We start from the raw sequence: 19204 nt of genomic DNA on the forward strand, positions 1-19204 counted from the left end.
CTCACGAGCCTCAGTCGCGGGGTCGCCGTCGCAGCACGAGGAGCGTCACTCCGATGGCGGCGGCGACCGCGGCGAGAGCGCCGCCGATCCACAGGACGTCCCCGAGGAGTGCCGGGTCCGATCCGGACGTCGCCTGCGCTTCGTCGGCGGACTCGGCCTGTCCTCCTGAGACCGCGACGGTGCCGTTGCAGTCCGGGACCGAGTCCGACCCGTCGGCGAGCGCGGTCCCGTCGGACGGCGCCCAGTCGAACGCGTACTGGCCCGACACGGGGTGCCCGTCGGTGGACACGACCTGCCAGGTCACCTCGTACTCCCCCGCCGCGCCGAGCTCGAGCGGCATCGACGCTTCCGGCCCGACGACGCTGACGCAGCCGTCGCCGTAGTAGAGCCCGTCCGGCCCGACGACGCGCAGAGCCGCCGCCGTTCCGTCCGTCCCGAGGACGAGCAGGTCGTCGTTCGTCGTCAGCACCAGCGTTCCCGGCTGCTCCGTCACGGTCGAGTCCGCAGCGGGAGTCGTCGAGACGAGGTAGTTGTGCGCGCTGGCGGGCGCCGCCACAGCGATCGAGCCGAGCAGCCCGATCGCGGTAGCGGCGACGAGGGCCTTCCGACGGGTCACGCCGACGCCCGGGGTCCGCGGCGGCGGGAGGCGAGCCCGACGGCCACGCCGACCGCGCCGACGACGAGCCCGCCGACTCCGAGGATGCGGGCGAGCACGTCGTCGCCGCTCGTGGCCGTCGTCGCCGAGGCGGTGGTCGCGACCGCGTCGTCACCGTCGCCGTCGTCGTCGTGTCCGCCCCCGTGGCCGGACCCCGCTTCCGCCGCGGTCACCGCGACGGTGGGAGCGGGCAGCTCGGGCTCGTCCTGGCCGTCGACGGTCGGCTGGTCCCAGGCGGTGCTGCCGGTCTCGCACGTCTGCAGCACGGGGAACTCCAGCGTGGAGCCCGCCGCGTCCTCGGGGAGCTGCAGCTGGAGGGCGACGGTGTCGCGGTAGCCGTCGGCGAGGGGCGTCTTCGCCGTGTAGACCACGTCCGAGACCCGCTTGGTCGCGGTGCTCCCGTGGGAGTCGGTGACCGGGTCGGCGATCGCGACCTCGTTCTTCACGACGTCCCAGTTCGGGTTGATCGTCGGGCTGACCGAGTTGATGCCGTCGGGCATCGTGATCGTGAGTCCCGTCGTCGGCGAGCCCTCGCAGCCGTGGGCCAGTGAGAACGTCACCACCGTGTACGAGCCGGCGGCGGTGCTGCTCGCCGCCGCGGTCACGTGTGCGCTGGCCGCAGTGGGCGCGGCGACAGCGAGCGCGAACGATCCGGCGGCGACGAGTGCGCCGCTGCCGACGAGGCGGAGCCGCGAGAAGGAAGAAGAAGAAGAAGAAGAAGAAGAAGAAGAAGAAGAAGAAGAACGGGTCATGACGGTCGTGTCCTCGGGGGAGATCCGGCGCGGGGCCGGGAGTTCTGGACGCAGCGCGGGTTCGCGGTGCATGCGGAGGCGCCGACCGGAGCCGCTCCCGCACGGGAGGGGCGTCAGGCGGCGCGGAGGACCCGCAGCGGCGGCCCGCGGTGCCGGAGGATCGAGAGGACCGCGTCGAGGGAACGGGGCGCCCGCGGCTCGGGGGTGCCCGTCATCGAGACGCCGGGTGCCGACGGGAGCGCGACCGCGGACGCGCGGGCGACGATCCGTACGATGACGCGCTGGAGGCCTGCTCCCAGCGTCCAGAAGAGGCGCTCGCCGTACCGGAACGCCGCGATCGTGAAGGCAGCCGCAGCGAGGTGGGCGACGAGCATCAGCGGAGCGTGGGCCGCGTGTCCGCCTCCGCCGGCGATCAGCTCGATGGTCGACCCGTCGTGGAAGTGCGCGCCGGTGCCCGTCGTCCCGACCACGCTCACCTCCCCACCGCTGCCCGTGATGAGGAAGAGGCCGTGGTACGCGATCTGGCTGAGGAGCACGGAGAGCGTCAGCCGGGGAAGGGACGGACGGCGCCCCGAGAGGAGGACGCAGACGACGACGGCGAACGCCGCGGCGAGGGCGAGCACGGCAGGAGCGGGGGTCTCGGCGCCCGCGAGCGTGTGGGAGGCGGCGGCCGTGGCGGTCGCGGCGAGAGCGGCGGCGACGCCGCGAGCCACTCGTGCACCTCGGGTCTGCACTCGCCCGTCCTCTCGTCGTCGCGTCGACGCGTGCGCGCGACGTCTCCAGGGTAATCGACGCGGCGGAGCAGCTCCCCGCCGTCCCGGTTCCCTGCCGTTACGAAGCCGTTACCTAGATCACCGAAAGAAATCCAAACCCCCGCAGGGAGGGCTCCGAACACATGTCAACGGCCGCGACACGGTCCACACAGAACAGGTCCTCCGCATCACGTGGGGGCCGTCTCACGAAGGAGTAATCCCATGCGATCCACCAAGCGTTCCGCCCTCGCCGCATTCGCCCTGCTGGGCACCGCCGCCCTCGGCCTCACCGCCTGCTCGAGCGGAAGCGGCTCGACCACCGCCGCCAGCGACGCGGCGACCGAGATGTCGACCCCGATGGCCACCTCGTCGGCCTCCGCCTCCTCGACCCCCATGGCGACCATGGACCCGGCCGCGAACCTCGTCGGCCCCGGCTGTGCCGCCTACGCCGAGCAGGTCCCGGACGGCGCCGGCTCGGTCGAGGGCATGTCGCTCGACCCCGTTGCGACCGCCGCGTCGAACAACCCGCTGCTCACCACCCTGACCGCTGCGATCTCCGGTGGCCTCAACCCCGACGTCAACCTCGTCGACACGCTGAACAGCGGCGAGTTCACCGTCTTCGCCCCGGTCGACGACGCGTTCGCCAAGCTCGACGCCGCGACCGTCGACTCCCTCAAGACCCCCGAGGGCGCCGCCACGCTGTCCTCGATCCTGACCTACCACGTCGTCCCCGGCCAGATCGCCCCTGACGCGATCGCCGGCGACCACGCCACTGTCCAGGGTGGCAACCTCACCGTCACCGGTTCCGGCGACGACCTGAAGGTCAACGACGCGTCCGTCATCTGCGGTGGCGTCCAGACCGCCAACGCGACCGTCTACCTCATCGACACCGTGCTGACCCCCCCGGCCAGCTAATTCCCTCACCGGCTCCGGCCGGTGAACACGCCGAAGGGCGGGCACCGCGAGGTGTCCGCCCTTCGGCGTTCGTGCGTGCAGAAGCCCTCCGCGAAGCCGGACACTGCAGAGTCGTCCGGCACAGAGTCGTCCAGCACAGAGCCGCGCAACGCAGAGCTGTCCGAACGGGAAGCCGCACAGCGAGGAGCCCTGCGCAGCGCGGAGTCGGAGGGTCACCACGACCCGGCACTCGCCGTCACTCCGCACCACAGCACTCACCACGAACGACACGAGGCGCGGACCCCGATGCAGGGGGTCCGCGCCTCGTCGTCGTGCGGTCGGCGGCTACTCGGCCGGGGCGCTGATCTCGCGCAGGACGCGGTCGCCGGGGCGGGCCTCGATCATCTCGGCCTCGATCTCGGCCCGGTCGAGCAGCTCCTCCATGCGGCGGCGACGGTTGCGCGTGATGAGCGTCACGACCGTGCCCGTCTTGCCCGCGCGGCCGGTGCGGCCGGAGCGGTGGAGGTACGTCTTGTACTCGTCGGGAGCGTCGGCCTGAATCACCAGGTCGATGTCGTCGACGTGGATGCCGCGCGCGGCCACGTCCGTCGCGACCAGCACGTCCACGCGTCCGCTGGTGAGCAGTGCGAGGTTGCGGGTGCGGCGCGACTGGTTGAGGTCGCCGTGGAGGCTCGTCGCGGGGATGTCCGCGTGGTCGAGCTGCTCCGCGAGCTGCTCCGCGAACGCGCGGGTCCGGGCGAAGATCAGCGTCTTGCCCTGGCGGGCGGCGAGCTGCTCGATGATCTCGGCCTTGTCGCGGTGCTCGATCAGGAGCACGCGGTGGTCGATGGTCGAGGACGCCTGGTCCTCGCCGGCGACCTCGTGGACGCTCGGCTCGACCAGGAACTCGTCCACGAGCGTCGCGACGCCCTTGTCGAGCGTGGCCGAGAACAGCAGCCGCTGGCCGCCGTCGGCGGTCTGGCGGAGGATGCGCTGCACGGGCTCGAGGAAGCCGAGGTCGCACATGTGGTCGGCCTCGTCGAGCACCGTGATGGTGATGTTCGAAAGGTCGAGGCGGCCCTGCTCGACGAGGTCCTCGAGGCGGCCCGGCGTCGCGATGACGATGTCGACTCCGCGCTGGAGGGCTCCGACCTGCTTGTACTGGGGGACGCCGCCGTAGATGGTCGTCGTGAACAGGCCGACGGAGCGGGCGATCGGCTGGATGGTCCGGTCGATCTGCATGGCGAGCTCGCGGGTCGGCGCGAGGATGAGCGCGCGCGGAGCGCGGCCCGGCTTGCGGCCCTTCGCTCCGTTGTTCTCCATCAGGCGCTCGACGACGGGGGCGCCGAAGGCGATGGTCTTGCCGGAGCCGGTCTTGCCGCGTCCGAGGACGTCCTTGCCGGCGAGCACCTCGGGGATGGTCGCGGCCTGGATCGGGAACGGCGCGGCCGCTCCGAGCTCGGTCAGCATCCGGACGATGTTCCCTCCCAGGCCGAGGTCGCCGAAGGTGACGCCCTCGACGTCGACGGCGAGAGTGGCCGTCGCCTCGAGGCGCTCGAGCACGACGTCGTCGGCCTGGTGCGGCGCACGGGCGTCGCGGCTGGGGTAGAAGTCCGAGCCGGAGTCGCGGCGCGAGGGCCGGGAGTCGCGGTCGAGCGAGCGGGTCGGGCGGTCGCCGCGGTCGTGGCCGCGCGAGGGACGCGCGTCCCGGTCGAAGGAGCGAGCCGGACGGTCGCTGCGGTCGAACGAGCGGGCGGGACGCTCGGTGCGGTCGTAGCCGCGCGAGGGGCGCTCGTCGCGGTCGCCGGTGCGGGCCGGACGGTCGTCGCGTCTGTAGGAACGCGCCGGACGCTCGTCGCGATCGTTCGAGCGCGCCGGACGCGCATCGCGGTCGAAGGAACGGGCCGGACGGTCGCTCCGGTCGAAGGAACGCGCCGGACGCTCATCGCGCCCGTAGGAACGCGCCGGACGCTCGTCGCGATCGTTCGAGCGCGCCGGACGCGCATCGCGGTCGAAGGAACGGGCCGGACGGTCACTGCGATCGAAGGATCGCGCCGGACGCTCGTCGCGGTCGTTCGAGCGCGCCGGGCGTGCGTCGCGGTCGTACCCGCGGACCGGACGCTCGTCACGGTCGTTCGAGCGCGCCGGACGCGCGTCGCGGTCGTAGCCGCGAGAGGGCCGCTCGTCGCGGTCGTTCCCGCGGGCGGGCCGATCGGCGCGCTCGGTGGCCCGCTCGGCGCGCTCGTCGGCGTTCCAGCGCGCCTTCTTGGGGGCGTTCTCGTCGACGGCGCGGAATCCGCGGTGGCCCTCGCTGCGCGAGCCCGGCTTGGCGCCGGGGAAGCGCGAGCGGCCGCCGAGCTGGGACTTGCCGCTCGAGGCGCCGAAGCGGTTGGGCTCGAAGTTCTTGGCCGGACGTCCGCCGGCGGGCTTCTTGTTCTTGGGCATGGCAGTTCTTCCTGGGTTCAGGTCGTGCGCGAGGAGGCGACGCCGGAGGAGCCCCGTCGTGAGGGGCGTCCGTGCGCTGGACTGCTGCGGGGCAGCAGGGGGGAGAACCCGGGCGAGTCATTGACCGGGGCCGATTCACACATGTGATTCGTCTCACGACGACTGTCGGAGACCCGGCCCACTTGACTAACAAACCCATCCGCACGAGAACGCACGGTGTCAAGAGCCGACCGAGCGAGTCTACACGCGGCCCCGGAGCCTGGCTAGGGCGGGGAGACGTGCGGCCAGGAGCCGCTCAGGTCGGGGGCCGCGAAAGCCGGGAGCCGCGAAGCCCGGGAGCCGCGAAGCCCGGGGGCCGCGCACCTCCGCAACCGGTCCCCCGCGGAGTCGCCCCGCAACAGCCCCCCGGCCCCGAGCCGCAGCACGATCGACGCGCGCCCGCGCGCAACGACCGCCCGTCCGCTACTGCGACGCCCGCCGGGCCCGGTACGCGGCCACGTTCGCGCGATTGCCGCAGTTGCCCGTGTCGCAGTAGCGCTTCGAGCGGTTGCGGGAGAAGTCCACGAGCACCGCCTCGCAGTCCTCCGCCGCGCAGACGCGGATCCGCTCGCGCTCGTCGCCGCGGATCACGTCGACGAACGCCATGGCGGCCTCGACCAGGATGCGAGTGGCGAGCGGGCTCTCGTCGCGCGTCGCGTGGAGGTGCCAGCCGTAGGGTCCGTGCCGGACCAGCTGCGGGAGCGCGCGGCCGGAGTCGAGCATCCCGTTGACGACGGGGACGAGGTCCTCCTCGGCGCGCGTGAGCCAGAGGGTGCGGAGGGAGGAGCGGATCGCCCGCACGGCCTCCAGTTCCTCGGCCGATCCGTCGCGGCTGCCCGTGTAGCGGTTCTGGAGGAGGAAGTCGTCCAGCTGCTCGATCGTCGCCATCTCGTCCTCGCCGGACGGCGACAGCTCGGGGAGCGTGTTGACGAGGGTGGCGGTGGAGGTCAGTGACGCCTCGACGTCATAGGCGAACACCATGTTGACTCCTGACAGTGCGGCTCAGTAGTGTGCGATCAGCTCGCTGTCACGAGTGTAATCCTTTTGACTCCTGAAGGAGCCGGCCATGACCGCCGAGAGCACCGCCGCCGTCACCCTCCCCGCCGCGAGCGCGCCCGCGCCTGCACGGCGCCTCGGCTCGGGCCTCGTCGCGGCGCTGGCCGCGTCGGCGGCGTTCGGTCTGGGCGGGCCGTTCGTGAAGCCGCTCCTCGAGGCGGGCTGGACGCCGGCGTCCGCGGTCCTCTGGCGCGCGGGCGGCGCCGCCCTGATCCTCGCGATCCCGGCGGTCCTGTCCCTCCGCGGCCGTTGGCCCGTGCTCCGCCGCAACCTCGGCACGATCGCCCTCTACGGAGTCTTCGCCGTGATCGCCGCGCAGCTCTGCTTCTACAGCGCGATCGAGCACATGTCGGTCGGCGTCGCCCTGCTGATCGAGTACCTCGCGCCGGTGTTCCTCGTCCTCCTCGCCTGGGCGCGCACCCGCCGGCACCCCGGCCGCTTCACCCTCGCCGGCTCCGCTCTCGCGCTCGGCGGCCTGGTGCTCGTGCTCGACCTGTCCGGCGAGTCGACCCCCGAGCTGGTCGGCATCGCCTGGGCGCTGACCGCCTCGCTCGGCCTGTGCGTCTACTACGTCATCGCCGGCCGAGTGGATCCGGAGCTGCCGCCGATCGCGCTCACGGCGGGGGCGATGACGGTCGGCGCCGCGATCCTGCTGGCACTCGGGGCGCTCGGCGTCACACCGCTGCGCGCGACCTTCGGAGAGGTGGTGTTCGTCGGAGCGGAGGTCAGCTGGCTCCTCCCCGCGGGCGTGATCCTCGGCATGTCGACGGTGCTGGCGTATCTGCTCGGGATCGAGGGCGGACGCCGTCTCGGCACGCGGATCGCCTCCTTCGTCGGCCTGACGGAGGTGCTGTTCTCGATCGCGGCCGCGTGGCTGATCCTCGGCGAGCTGCCCGCGCCGATCCAGTTCGGCGGCGGCGCGCTGATCCTCGCGGGGGTCGTCCTGGTCCGGCTGCAGCGCGAGCCCGGCACCCCCTGATCGCGGGGGTGCCGCATCCGGGGCGCCGGGCACCCCGTACGCTGATCGCACTCATGCGCGAGCCCACCCGATCCCCGCGACGCGTCGCCGCGGTCCTGGCCGCCCTCGCACTCCTCCTCTCGGGCTGCGCGAGCACCACTCCCGTCTCGGAGCCGGTGGCGCAGGCGCTCGGAGCGGCACCCGCACCCGACTGGTCCGGCGTGAGCGTGACGGCCGACGTCGTCTACGACGCGAGCACCGGGCAGAGCGTCGACGTCTGCTCCTCCCCTGCCCCGTCGGCGGAGCCGCGGCCCGCCGTCCTCGTCGTGCACGGCGGCAGCTGGGCCCGTGGAGGCAAGGCCGACGCGAACTGGCGCCCGATCTGCCAGTGGCTCGGATCGGAGGGGTTCGTCGCCGTCTCGGTCGACTACCGCCTCGCGCCCGCCGCCGTGTTCCCCGCGCAGCTCGACGATGTGACGGCCGCCCTCGACTGGCTGCTCGAGCCGGAGCAGACCGCGCGCTTCGGCATCGATCCGGAGCGGGTGGCGGCCTTCGGCGGCTCGGCCGGCGGCAACCTCGCCTCTCTGCTCGGCACGCTGCCGTCGACCTCGTCGCGCCTGGCCGCCGTGGTCGACCTGAGCGGTCCCTCCGATCTCAGCGCCGCCGGCCTCGCCGACGACGACCCGGTTGTCGGAGTCGCGGCCGCCGTGCGCAGCTACCTCGACTGCGCGGACCTCGCCTCCTGCCCCGCTGCGACCGCCGCCTCGCCCCTCGCGCAGGTGGACGGCTCCGAGCCGCCGTTCCTCATCGCGCACGCGGCGCACGAGCGGGTCGCGCTCAGCCAGTCGACCCGCTTCGCGGAGGCGCTGCGCGGAGCGGGCTCGAGCGTCGACCTCCTCGTCCTCCCCGGCTCGCTGCACTCGATCGCGCTCCTCGACGACGCTCTGCGTGCTCGGGTCGTCGAGTTCCTCCGCGCCCACCTGGGCTCGTGAGCGGAGTCGTCGTCCGCCTCGAGGACGCAGCCGGAGCGGAGGGCCTCCTCGCCGCGGTCCCGCCCCCGCACGCCCGCGTCCTGGTCGCCCGGATCGACGGGGCGGCGTCCGGCGTGCTGGTGCTCGCTCCCGGCCCGGACGACTTCGCCGAGGTGCTGGAGCTCGTGGTCGCCTCCGTCCACCGGCGCACGGGAGTCGCCCGACGGCTCGTCGCGGCGGCGGAGTCGTGGGCGCGGGTGCAGCGGATCCGCACGCTGCGCCTGGCCGCCGCTCCGGAGCTCGCCCCAGCGGCCGGGGCGCTCGGCTTCACGGCGATCGACGGCTTCGGAGCCCACGTCGGCGACGACGCGGTGCTCTGCTTCGCGCGTCCGGTCTGAGCAGCGCCCGCTCCGAGGCGTGTGCCGCTCCCGAGAGGCGGCCCCGCCTCGTCCGGCGCGCACCCCCGCCGTCAGTCGATCGAGCAGCCCGGCTCGTCCGACAGTGCCCGCTGGATCCGGGCGCGGTGCTCGTCCGACATCGGCGGCAGCGCGTCGGGCGCGAACCAGCCGACCTCGGTCGACTCGTCGTCCGCGACGTGGGCCTCCCCCGAGATCCAGCGGCAGCGCACCACGTGGTCGAGGTACTGCGAGCGGTCCCCGTTAGGGTACTGCATCGGTGGGAGGGTGTGCACCTGCACGAGGCGCTCGACCTCGATCTCGACGCCCGCCTCCTCCTGCGCCTCGCGGCGGGCGGTGCCGGCGACGGTCTCGCCCGGGTCGATGATCCCGGTGACGGCCGTCCAGGCGCCGGTGTCGGCGCGCCGGACGAGCAGGACCTCGAGCGCCGGCTCCTCGCGGAGGATCACCGCGGTCACGCCGGTGAGCCAGAGCAGCTCGGTCCCGATCCGCTCGCGCAGTCGCAGCACGAAGTCGGGAGTCGCCATCAGTGCTCTTCGGGTCGGAAGTCGAACGCGACGATGCCGGCCGTGTCGACGAACGGCCCGACGAACTCCTTGAACGCGTCGTGCGCCGGATCCCAGTGCGCGGGGTCCTCGACGGCCGGCCGGCCCAGGTAGTAGTGCAGGTCGCCCTCGGAGGAGAAGGTCAGCAGGAACGCGCGGTCGAAGCCCTCGCCCGCGCCCTCGATGCTCAGCTGCGGCCCGGTCTCGATCGACTCGATGTAGGGCCGTCCGTCGCGGACGCACTCGTCGGCCAGGGCGAGGAAGCGGCGGGTGACCTCGTCCGCCTCGGCGACCAGCGCCGTCGGGCGGAAGCGGATCAGGACGAGGTGCCGGAGCGTGCCCGGGCGGAAGTCGCGGGCGACGAAGCGCTCCGGACCGATCTCGTCGAGGACCGCGGTGGCGCGCTCCGGGCCGCTGCGCCAGCGCGAGCCGACCGTCCCGGCCGCATCCCTGATGTCCGTCATGCCGACGCCTTCCCGGCGCGGGCGGCACGCCGCCGCTCACGATACCCCTCGACAAGGTTGTAGACGACGGGCAGGACCACGAGGGTCAGCACCGTCGAGGACACCAGGCCGCCGATCACGACGATCGCCAGCGGCTGCGAGATGAAGCCGCCGTGGCCCGTGATCCCCAGCGCCATCGGCAGGAGGGCGAAGATCGTCGCGAGGGCGGTCATCAGGATGGGCCGGAGCCGCCGCTCGGTGCCGTGCAGCAGCGCCTCCCGCACCGGCATCCCGCGATCGCGGTACTGGTTCACCAGGTCCACGAGCACGATCGCGTTGGTGACGACGATGCCGATCAGCATCAGCACGCCGATCAGGGACGGCACGCCCAGCGGCACGCCGGTGATCACCTGCAGGAGGATCGCGCCGGTCGCCGCGAACGGCACGGACACGAGCAGGAGCAGCGGCTGCAGGAGCGAGCGGAACGTCGCCACCATCACGACGTAGACGATCAGGATCGCGACCAGCAGCGCGATGCCCAGCTGCGAGAACGCGTCGGCCTGGTCGGCGGTCACTCCGCCGAGGGAGGCGTCGACACCGGCCGGAAGCGCCGTCGCGTCGATCGCGTTCTGCACGGCGACGTTGGCCGAGGCGAGGTCGTCGCCCTCCGGGGTGACGGTGATGGTCGCGGTGCGCTGCCCGCGCTCGGTGGTGATGCTCGCCGGACCGTCCGTCTGCTCGACCGCCGCGAGGGTGGAGAGCGCGACGGTGCCGGTGAGGGTCGGCACCTCGAGGTTCCGCAGCTCGTCCACGGTGGCCGGCGGCTGCCCGTCGGCCAGGTAGATCGAGAGGGTGCGGTCGTCGATCACGACGCTGCCGACCTGGCTGGGCTGGAGCGCCTGGCTGACGATCGTGCCCACGGCGACCTCGCTGAGACCCGCCCGGGCCGCGGCGTCGCGGTCGACCCGCACCGCGATGTAGGGCAGCGAGGAGGAGAGGTTGCTCTCGGCCTGGCTGATCCCGTCGGTCCCGCGCAGGGCTTCGAGGAGCTGGTCGCTCGCGCTCTGGAGGTCGCTCTGCGAGGCGGTCGAGAGGTCGACCTCGATGTCCGAGGAGGCGCCGAAGCCGGAGGAGGCGGCGACGCTGATGTCCTCGGCCGAGGCGACGCCCGACAGCGCGTCGCGGACGTCCGCCTGCACGGCTACCTGGTCGGCCGACTCGTCGGTGGTGACGGAGTAGCGGATCGAGGTGCCGCCGCCTCCTCCCCCGCCGAACGCGCTCTGCAGGCCGCCGGAGGAGCCGACGGTGAGCTGGACGGTCTCGACGCCGTCGACGCCGAGGATCGCCGTGCTCGCCTGCTGCGCCGTCGCGTCCTGCGCGTCGAGGCTCTGGCCGACGGGGACCGTCTGGGTGACGGTGAAGGTGTCCTGCCCGCTGGAGCCGAGGAAGTTCGTCTTCATCAGCGGGTACAGCGCACCGGTCCCGACGAGCACGAGCAGCGCGAGGAGGACGGTGACGACCGAGTGCTTCAGGGTCCAGTGGATGATCGGGCCGTAGACCGACTGCAGCCCGCGCGCCCGCCGGGGAGCGGCGTGGGCGCCGTGGTGCGGGGCCTCCTCGACCGGCGCAGCGGTGTCGGCCGGGACGCCCGAGGCGGGTGCCCCTCCGGCCGCCGCGCGCTCCTCCGCGAGCGCCGCCTGCGCGGCCTGGCGCACCGCCGGCCGCATCGAGGGGCGGAGGAACCAGGAGGCCAGCACCGGCACGATCGTCAGCGCCACCACGAGGGAGGCGAGCAGGGCGATCGACACGGTCAGCGCGAAGGGCCGGAACAGCTCGCCCGTGGTGCCGCCGACGAACGAGATCGGCAGGAAGACCGCGACCGTGGTGATCGTGGAGGCGGTGATCGCGCCGGCGACCTCGCGGACGGCGACCGCGATGGTCCGGGCCCGGTCCTCGCCCGCGTCGAGGTGCCGCTTGATGTTCTCGATCACGACGATGGAGTCGTCGACCACACGCCCGATCGCGATGGTGAGCGCGCCGAGGGTCAGGATGTTGAGGGTGTAGCCGGCCGTCTGCAGGCCGATGAACGTGATCAGCACCGACGTCGGGATCGAGATGGCCGTGACCAGGGTCGAGCGCACCGACAGCAGGAACAGCAGGATCACCAGCACGGCGAAGACGAGGCCGAGCGCCCCCTCCTGCGCGAGCGACGCGATCGACTCCTGGATGTAGGGCGCCTGGTCGAAGACCGGGGTGAAGGCGGCGTTGTCGCCGATCGACTCCTCGAGGTCCGGGAGCAGCGCGGCCACGCCGGTCGACACGTCGACGGTGTTCGCCGCGGGGAGCTTGGTGATCGAGAGGGTCAGGGCGGGCTGGCCGTTGACGCGCGAGATCGAGGTGACGGGGGCGTCGGTGACGGCGACGGTCGCGACGGAGCCGAGGGTGGTGACCGTCGGCTCTGCGGTCACGGCCGCGCCTCCCGCCGCCGCTCCGACGTCGGAGCCGCCGACCGAAGCGCCGGAGCCCGCGGAGGCACCCGCGCCCGCTGACGCACCGGCGCCGCCCGCACCCGCGGAGGCACCTGCGGACGGCAGCAGCGGCAGCGCCGCGATCGCGTCGGTCGAGTCGAGCTTGACGCCCGACTGCACCGAGAAGGTCGAGCCGTCCTGGGTGATCTGTCCGCCCGCGACGAGCACGCCGTTCTGCTGCAGGGCCGAGCGGATGTCGCCGGTCGAGAGGCCGGCCGCGGCGAGCGCCGCGTCGTCCGGGGTGATCGTGACGCGCTGGGCGGTCTCGCCGACGAGCGCCGCCTCGCGCACGCCCTCGACCTTCTCCAGGTCCGGGATGACCGTGGTGCGCAGGCGCTCGGCCAGCGCGTCCGCGTCGCCGTCGCTCGACACGGCGAGCTGCAGCACCGGCAGGTCGTCGAGGGAGCCGGTGACCACCTGCGGGTCGACGCCGTCCGGGAGCGTGCTCTTGATCCGGTTGATCGCCTGCAGGATCTTCTGCTCGGCGGTGGCGAGGTCGGTGCCGTAGGTGAAGGACGCCGAGATGAGGGAGGAGTCCGTGGAGGACGTCGCGCTGGTCGTCTCGAGCCCCGGCACCCCCTGGATGGCGGTCTCGATCGGCGTCGAGACGTCGTCGTTGACCACCTCCGGAGCGGCGCCCGGGTAGGACGTGACGACGGCGAGCTGCGGGAAGGAGATCGACGGCGCGAGCTCCTGCTTGAGCCCGGTCAGGGCGACTCCGCCGAAGACGGCGATGACGACGGTGACGAGCGCGATGAGCGCCCGGTTCTTCATGCTGAGGACCGCGAGGAGATGCACCCTCCGAGTCTTCCATCAGCCGACTGAGTGTTGGGAGGGACGCGGCGTTCCGGGGCGTGCGACGGGGCGACCGGCGCCACCGGCCGGCCCCGGACGCCCTCAGCCCAGGCGGACCTCAGCCGTCGACGACCCGACGGGGAGGCTCACTGCAGCGCCCGCCCCGGCGCTCGAGAGCGCGAAGTCCCCGGCGAAGGCCCGGACGCCGACGCGCCCCTCGGCGTCCGTCCGGAGCACCGTCGGCTCGAGCCACCAGTCCCCGCGGATCCGCGAGCGCAGCGCCTCGTAGGCCGGCTTCGGGCTCCCGTCGCGGCGGAGGAACCCGCCCGGCGCTCCGAGCCAGGCGCCGGCGTCGTCGAAGCCCCAGTAGGTGATCGCCTCGACCGCCGGATGCGCGACCAGCGTCTCGTAGTGCCGCACCATCTCGTCCGCCTGCCGCGCCTCCCCCTCCGGGGTGGTCGGCCAGTCCTCGACCACGTGGTCGTTGAGGTCCTCGATCTCGGCGGGCATCAGCTCGCCCGAGACGAGGGTGGTCTCGGTCCAGTGCAGCGGCAGGCCGAAGCGCGCGAACCTGTCGCAGATCGCCGCGATCTGCTCCTCCCCGCGGAACCCCTGGTGCATGTGCGACTGCAGGCCGATCGCATCGGGCCGGATCCCGGCCTCGAGCACGTCCTCGATCAGCCGCTCGTACTCGGGCCCGAGGTCGAAGTCGTTCAGCACGAGCACCGGTCCGGTGCCGAGGCTGCGCGCCTCCGAGAAGGCCAGCTCGACCATGCCGACGCGTCCCTTCTCGCGGGCGAGGCGGGTGACGGCGTTCGTCACGCCGTCCGGCTCGTTCGCGAAGCGCGGCATGATGACGACCTCGTTGATCGCGTCCCAGGTGTCGATCAGCCCGGCGAAGGCGCCCACCTCCCGGCGGATGCGCGCGCGGAGGAGCTGCTCGGCCTCGTCCAGCGGCAGCGCGTCGAGCCACTCCGGCTTCACGTAGTGCCAGACCAGCGGGTGCCCCTTCAGCCGGACGCCGTCCGCGGCGAGCGCGCGCGCCTCGGTGAGCACCTCCTCCGTCGCGGTGCGGCCGCGCTCCTGCTCGAAGCGGCCCCAGTAGACGGGGAGCGTCGCCGTGTCGAACAGGTCGAGCCAGAGCCGGCGCTCCTCGGCGCGCGCGGGGTCGGTGCTCGGCGGAGTGCAGCCGAAGGCGAAGGCGTGGCGGCGCTGCTCGACCGTCACGTCGGCGTGGGCGAGCGGAGCGCCGTCGGCACCGAGGACGGTGACGAGGGCGTCGGCGAGACGGGGGCTGAAGTCGGTCATGCGGGGCCTCTCAGGCGGGGTGGCGCTCGTCGAGCGCCGTGTACTCGGATCGGGTGAGCGGGAGGACCGCTCCGTGCTTGGTGTCCTCGGGCAGGTCGAACTCCTCCGCGAGCTCCCAGCGGCCCGAGGCCGGGTCGGTGCTCGTGTAGGCGCGGTAGCCGTAGGGGCGGAGGGCGTACTGGTCGACCCAGAGCGACCAGCGCTCCTCGCGGTGGTGCCGGAAGACCAGCGGCCCCTCGATGCTCGGGCCGAGCTCCTGCCCGATCCCCCGGGCGACGGTGGTGAAGTCGTCCGCGAGGAGGGAGGAGCCGACCTGCTGGAACACCTGCATCGTGTCGGGGGCCTCGTCGTGCTGCTTGGCGAAACGGTGGACGGCCGTGCGCTCGATCAGGAGCGTCATGTCGATCACTCCGCCGGGCAGCCGCAGGTAGGTCTCGGGCTCGGTGAACGTGCGGAAGTCGCGCGTGCGGGAGAGCAGGATGCGGCTGTCGCCCGTCTCGCCGGTGGCGGGGTCGCCGTCCTCGGCCAGCCCGGAGGACCAGTGCACGAGGAAGTCGCCCGAGACCGGGTCGTAGACCGACTCCGGCGCCCAGGCCATGCCCGCGCCCTCGGGAGCGACGGCGACCGCTCGCGGCTCGGACCACTCGAGGAGGTCAGGGGAGTCCCAGACCACGAGGTCGCGGCTCCCCCGGTGCCGGTAGAGGTCCCAGTCCGGGCTCTCGGGCCGCCAGACGCGGAGATCGGTGGCGACGAGGTGGAAGCCCCGCGGCCCGCGGACGATGTGGGGGTCGCGGACGCCGCCCGTGCCGCCGGTCCACTCCAGCACCGGCCCGAGCGCCCGCCAGCGCAGCGGATCGTCGCCCCGGCTGAGCGAGAGGAAGATCTTCTCGCTGTGGCCGGTCCGGTCCTCCACGAAGTGGACCAGCAGGTAGCCGTACCCGTCGCTCATGAGAGAACGATCTCACACGCCCGGCGGGCACTCCACCTCAGACCACGTCGGCGAGGTACCCCGGGTCGGCCGCCGGGTGCCGGGCGACCTGCGCCCACGCCGTCGCGAGCGCCTCCACGGCCCGGTCGGTCGCCTCGGGCGAGTAGCCGATCGGGATGCGGAGGAAGCGCTCGAAGGCGCCGTCGATCCCGAAGCGCGGGCCCGCGGTGATCAGCAGGCCCGCCGTCCGGGCGGCGAGCGCGAGCTGCGAGCTCGCCGGCCGGCCCAGGCCCACCCAGGTGGAGAGGCCGCCCGAGACCCGCGGCACGCTCCACTCCGGGATCGCGCGCGCCAGGGCCGCTTCGAGGTGGTCGCGGCCCGCGCGCAGCTGCGAGCGCCGCAGCTCCAGCACGCCGTCCATCCGGCCGAGCATGTCCGCGACCAGGAGCTGCTCCAGGATCGGCGTGCCGAGGTCGCTCGCCGAGCGCGCCAGCGCCAGCTTGCGGATCACCACCCGCTCGGCGCGGATCCAGCCGATCCGGATGCCGCCCCACAGCGTCTTGCCGACGGAGCCTATCGAGAGCACCGTCCCCTCGGGCCCGTAGGCGGCGAACGGCAGCGGCGTCATCCGCCGGTCGATGTCGAGCTCGGCCGTCGTCTCGTCGGCGATGATCAGCGTGCCCTGCCGGGCCGCGGCGGCGATCGCCCGCTCCCGCAGCTCGGGGGCCATGGAGCGGCCGGTCGGGTTGTGGAAGTCGGGCATCAGGTAGGCCAGACTCGGGCTCGTGCCGCGCAGCGCGGCGATCAGGCCCTCTCCGTCCCAGCCGTCCGCCCCGTCGACGTTCACCGGCACGAGCCGCGCGCCGGCCAGCCGGAGGGCCTCGTAGGCGTGCGGGTAGGTCGGGGCCTCGATCAGCGCCCGGTCGCCCCTCGCGAGCAGGGTGCGGGCGACGAGCGCGATCGCGTGCTGCGCGCCGATGGTCACCATGATCTGGCCGGGCTCGGTGCGCAGACCCCGCGCGGTGTAGCGCTCGGCGATCGCGCGGCGCAGCACCGGCAGACCGACCGTGTCGTAGGAGCCGGAGTCGAAGTGCTCGGGGGCCGCCTGCGCCGCGCGGGTGTAGGCCTCGGCCAGCTCGGGGAGGGCGGGCAGGGCCGCCTTGGTGAAGTCGAGGAAGTCCGGCGCGAGCGAGGGCACCGCGTGCACGGCCGCTCCCGGCAGGCGGGTGACGCTGCCGGAGCCGCGCACGCTGACGAGGTAGCCGCTGTCGCGCAGCTCGCGGTACGCGGCGGCCACGGTCGTGCGGCTGACGCCGAGGCGGGCCGAGAGCTCGCGCTCGGCGGGCAGGCGGCTGCCCGCGGGGATGCGGCCGTCGATCCCGAGGAGGCGGATCCGGTCGGCCAGCGCGAGGTAGGCGGGCCGGGTGCCGCGCTGCTCGCGCCAGTCGCCGAGGAGGGTCTGCAGGGCGCGCGCGCCGAAGTGGACATCAGCCATGCGTCCAAGGTAGCCGAATTGGACCGCGCGAAGAAGGCCAATGTCGCGCTGTGATGAGTCCATGACGCTCACCGCTCCCGTTGCCGCCGCCGCTCCCCCGGCTGGCCAGTGGCGCCTCCGACCCGTGCCGCGCCTGCTGGTGGGCCTGATCCTCTACGGATTCGCCGACGCGATGATGATCCGCGCGGCGATCGGCGTGGACCCGTGGACCGTCTTCGCCCAGGGGGTCGCGCACCAGACCGGGCTCGGGATCGGACTGCTCACGAACGTGATCGGCCTGCTCGTCCTGCTGCTGTGGATCCCCCTCCGACAGCGGCCCGGTCTCGGCACCGTGCTGAACGTGCTCGTGGTCGGCACGATGATCGACGTCGGACTGCGTGTGCTGGCGACGCCGGAGGAGTGGTGGGCCCGCGGCCTGCTCTTCGCAGGCGGTCTCGTGCTGCTGGCGGTCGCGAGCGGGATCTACATCGGCGCCCGCCTCGGTCCGGGGCCCCGCGACGGACTGATGCTGGGCCTGCACACCCGCACGGGCCTGCCGATCTGGGTGGCGCGCTCGGGCGTCGAGCTCACGGTGCTGCTCATCGGCTGGGCCCTCGGCGGCGACGCCGGCCTCGGCACCCTCCTCTTCGCGGTGCTGATCGGGCCGCTCTGCTCGGTGACCCTGCCTCTGCTCGGGGTGCGGAGGCACTGACCCGCGCACGACGGACGCCCCGCCTCCCAGACCGGTTCCGGGAGGCGGGGCCTTCGCGATCGGATCGGCTAGCGCTTGGCCGCGATCTCCGCGCGCATCCGCGACGCCTCGTCGGAGTCCTGGATCGAGGCGATCCCCTCGGTGATCGAGGTGCCCGACGCGGGGGCCTCGTGCTCGTCCGCTCCGAGCGTGGTCTCGTCGAAGGGCGAGCGCCCGCCGAGGACCTCGCGGACCTGCACCATGTCGATCTGCTTGGTCCAGGTGCCCACGAGAAGGGTGGCGACCGCGTTGCCGGTGAAGTTGGTGACCGCGCGGGCCTCGGACATGAAGCGGTCGATGCCGACGATCACACCGACGCCGTTGACCAGGTCGGGACGGAAGGACTGGAGGCCGCCGGCCAGCGTGGCCAGGCCCGCTCCGGTGACGCCCGCGGCGCCCTTCGAGGCGATCATCATGAAGAGGAGGAGGCCGATCTGCTCCGGGATCGACATCGGCGCTCCGGTGGCCGAGGCGATGAACAGCGACGCCATCGTGAGGTAGATCGCCGTGCCGTCGAGGTTGAAGGAGTAGCCGGTGGGCACGGTGATGCCGACGACGGGCTTGGAGACGCCGAGGTGCTCCATCTTCGCGATCAGGCGGGGCAGCGCCGCCTCCGAGGAGGAGGTGCCGACGATGAGCAGGTACTCGCGGGCCAGGTACTTCATCAGCGAGAAGATGCTGACGCCGGTCACCAGGCGCAGCAGCAGGCCGAGGACGACGACCACGAAGATCGCGCAGGTGATGTAGAAGCCGATCATCAGGGTGGCGAGAGCGACGACCGCTCCCCAGCCGGTCTTGCCGACGACCGCGGCGATGGCGCCGAACGCGCCGATCGGGGCGACCCAGAGCACCATCGAGAGGATGCGGAAGACCAGGACCTGGAGCTGCTTGATCGCTCCGAGGATCGGCTGGCCCTTGGCGCCCATCTTCTGCAGCGCGAAGCCGACGAGCAGCGCGACGAAGAGGGTCTGCAGGATGCTGCCGTCCACGAGCGAGGAGAACAGCGAGACGGGGATGATCCCGAGGACGAAGTCGCTGGTGCTCTCGGCCTTGAGGTCGCTGGTGTCGTAGGTGGCGCTCGAGATGTCGAGGCCCTCGCCCGGGTGCAGGATGTTGCCGACGACGAGGCCGATCGCCAGGGCGAAGGTCGACATCACGATGAAGTAGCCCAGCGCGAGTCCGCCGACCTTGCCGACCGTGGCGGCCTTCGCGATGGAGCCGATGCCGATGACGATGGTGCAGAAGATGATCGGCGCGATCATCATCTTGATCAGTCCGACGAAGGCCTTGCCGACGGGCTCGAGCGTCGCCGCGAAGGCGGGAGCGACGAGTCCGACCACGACGCCGGCGACCACGGCGATGATGACGGCGATGTAGAGCCAGTGGTTCCGGTCGATGCGCCGCCGGGTCTTCGGAGGGGTGACCGCGGGGATCAGCCGGTCGGACGGCGTCTGAGGCGTCTTCGCCATGGGGGTGTCCTTCTCTTCGTCGAGG

17 protein-coding genes are annotated in these 19204 nt (G+C 72.9%); 5 read left to right on the forward strand and 12 right to left on the reverse strand.

The features are described 5' to 3' along the window. Positions 1 to 10: 10 nt before the first annotated feature. From C5C99_RS02870 to C5C99_RS02880, 3 genes are read right to left on the reverse strand one after another with little or no spacing between them, the layout of a single operon-like run. Positions 11 to 616 carry a copper resistance CopC family protein gene (locus C5C99_RS02870; RefSeq protein WP_104283177.1) on the reverse strand — a complete coding sequence of 202 codons (606 nt, stop codon included), beginning with the start codon at positions 614 to 616 and terminating at the stop codon, positions 11 to 13. After that, positions 613 to 1479: a YcnI family protein gene (locus C5C99_RS02875; protein ID WP_104339570.1), complete on the reverse strand. Its 867-nt coding sequence runs from the start codon at positions 1477 to 1479 to the stop codon at positions 613 to 615. Before C5C99_RS02875 ends, C5C99_RS02870 begins: the two co-directional genes overlap by 4 nt. A 41-nt stretch (positions 1480 to 1520) precedes the next feature. Then, the gene (locus C5C99_RS02880; RefSeq protein ID WP_146085456.1) at positions 1521 to 2141 is read right to left on the reverse strand and encodes a hypothetical protein; all 621 of its coding nucleotides are present in this window, start codon (positions 2139 to 2141) and stop codon (positions 1521 to 1523) included. 240 nt (positions 2142 to 2381) lie between these two features. On the opposite strand from C5C99_RS02880, the gene C5C99_RS02885 reads away from it, so the two are divergent. After that, a complete protein-coding gene (locus tag C5C99_RS02885; protein ID WP_104246890.1) occupies positions 2382 to 3074 on the forward strand; it encodes a fasciclin domain-containing protein in 693 nt (230 codons plus the stop codon). A 324-nt stretch (positions 3075 to 3398) separates the two neighbouring features. On the opposite strand, the gene C5C99_RS02890 is transcribed toward C5C99_RS02885, so the two are convergent. Together C5C99_RS02890 and C5C99_RS02895 are read right to left on the reverse strand one after the other, a co-directional pair. Continuing rightward, entirely contained in the window at positions 3399 to 5498 is a 2100-nt protein-coding gene (locus C5C99_RS02890; protein WP_104287865.1) for a DEAD/DEAH box helicase, read from the reverse strand. A gap of 462 nt (positions 5499 to 5960) precedes the next feature. Then, on the reverse strand, positions 5961 to 6518 hold the full coding sequence (locus C5C99_RS02895) for a CGNR zinc finger domain-containing protein (RefSeq protein ID WP_104309369.1): 558 nt from the start codon (positions 6516 to 6518) through the stop codon (positions 5961 to 5963). A gap of 85 nt (positions 6519 to 6603) precedes the next feature. Between C5C99_RS02895 and C5C99_RS02900 the strand changes: the two genes are divergently transcribed. From C5C99_RS02900 to C5C99_RS02910, 3 genes are read left to right on the forward strand one after another with little or no spacing between them, the layout of a single operon-like run. Then, positions 6604 to 7572, forward strand: coding sequence for a DMT family transporter (locus C5C99_RS02900; protein ID WP_104257663.1), 969 nt, complete (start codon positions 6604 to 6606; stop codon positions 7570 to 7572). 53 nt (positions 7573 to 7625) lie between these two features. Further along, a complete protein-coding gene (locus tag C5C99_RS02905) occupies positions 7626 to 8543 on the forward strand; it encodes an alpha/beta hydrolase (protein WP_104223819.1) in 918 nt (305 codons plus the stop codon). Further along, positions 8540 to 8920: a GNAT family N-acetyltransferase gene (locus C5C99_RS02910; RefSeq protein ID WP_104246893.1), complete on the forward strand. Its 381-nt coding sequence runs from the start codon at positions 8540 to 8542 to the stop codon at positions 8918 to 8920. Before C5C99_RS02905 ends, C5C99_RS02910 begins: the two co-directional genes overlap by 4 nt. Before the next feature lie 71 nt (positions 8921 to 8991). Here the strand turns inward: C5C99_RS02910 and C5C99_RS02915 are convergent, their stop codons facing one another. The 6 genes from C5C99_RS02915 to C5C99_RS02940 form a co-directional block, all read right to left on the reverse strand. Further along, on the reverse strand, positions 8992 to 9465 hold the full coding sequence (locus C5C99_RS02915) for an NUDIX domain-containing protein (protein WP_104246894.1): 474 nt from the start codon (positions 9463 to 9465) through the stop codon (positions 8992 to 8994). Then, positions 9465 to 9947, reverse strand: coding sequence for a Dabb family protein (locus C5C99_RS02920; protein ID WP_104246895.1), 483 nt, complete (start codon positions 9945 to 9947; stop codon positions 9465 to 9467). Before C5C99_RS02920 ends, C5C99_RS02915 begins: the two co-directional genes overlap by 1 nt. Then, positions 9944 to 13252, reverse strand: a complete 3309-nt coding sequence (locus C5C99_RS02925) for an efflux RND transporter permease subunit (protein WP_104339572.1) — start codon at positions 13250 to 13252, stop codon at positions 9944 to 9946. Before C5C99_RS02925 ends, C5C99_RS02920 begins: the two co-directional genes overlap by 4 nt. A 99-nt stretch (positions 13253 to 13351) precedes the next feature. Then, on the reverse strand, positions 13352 to 14557 hold the full coding sequence (locus C5C99_RS02930; protein ID WP_104339573.1) for an endo-1,4-beta-xylanase: 1206 nt from the start codon (positions 14555 to 14557) through the stop codon (positions 13352 to 13354). Positions 14558 to 14567: 10 nt separating this feature from the next. Next, positions 14568 to 15506, reverse strand: coding sequence for a glycoside hydrolase family 43 protein (locus C5C99_RS02935; RefSeq protein WP_104339303.1), 939 nt, complete (start codon positions 15504 to 15506; stop codon positions 14568 to 14570). Between the two features lie 37 nt (positions 15507 to 15543). Then, on the reverse strand, positions 15544 to 16980 hold the full coding sequence (locus tag C5C99_RS02940) for a PLP-dependent aminotransferase family protein (RefSeq protein ID WP_104339574.1): 1437 nt from the start codon (positions 16978 to 16980) through the stop codon (positions 15544 to 15546). A 61-nt stretch (positions 16981 to 17041) separates the two neighbouring features. Here C5C99_RS02940 and C5C99_RS02945 point away from each other — a divergent pair, with 61 nt between their 5' ends. Further along, entirely contained in the window at positions 17042 to 17671 is a 630-nt protein-coding gene (locus C5C99_RS02945) for a YitT family protein (RefSeq protein WP_374953139.1), read from the forward strand. Between the two features lie 68 nt (positions 17672 to 17739). On the opposite strand, the gene C5C99_RS02950 is transcribed toward C5C99_RS02945, so the two are convergent. Next, positions 17740 to 19179, reverse strand: a complete 1440-nt coding sequence (locus C5C99_RS02950; protein ID WP_104223811.1) for a cation:dicarboxylate symporter family transporter — start codon at positions 19177 to 19179, stop codon at positions 17740 to 17742. Between the last annotated feature and the right edge of the window lie 25 nt (positions 19180 to 19204).

The sequence above is a fragment of the Rathayibacter sp. AY1C4 genome (genome assembly GCF_002932195.1).
Classification (GTDB): Bacteria; Actinomycetota; Actinomycetes; order Actinomycetales; family Microbacteriaceae; genus Rathayibacter.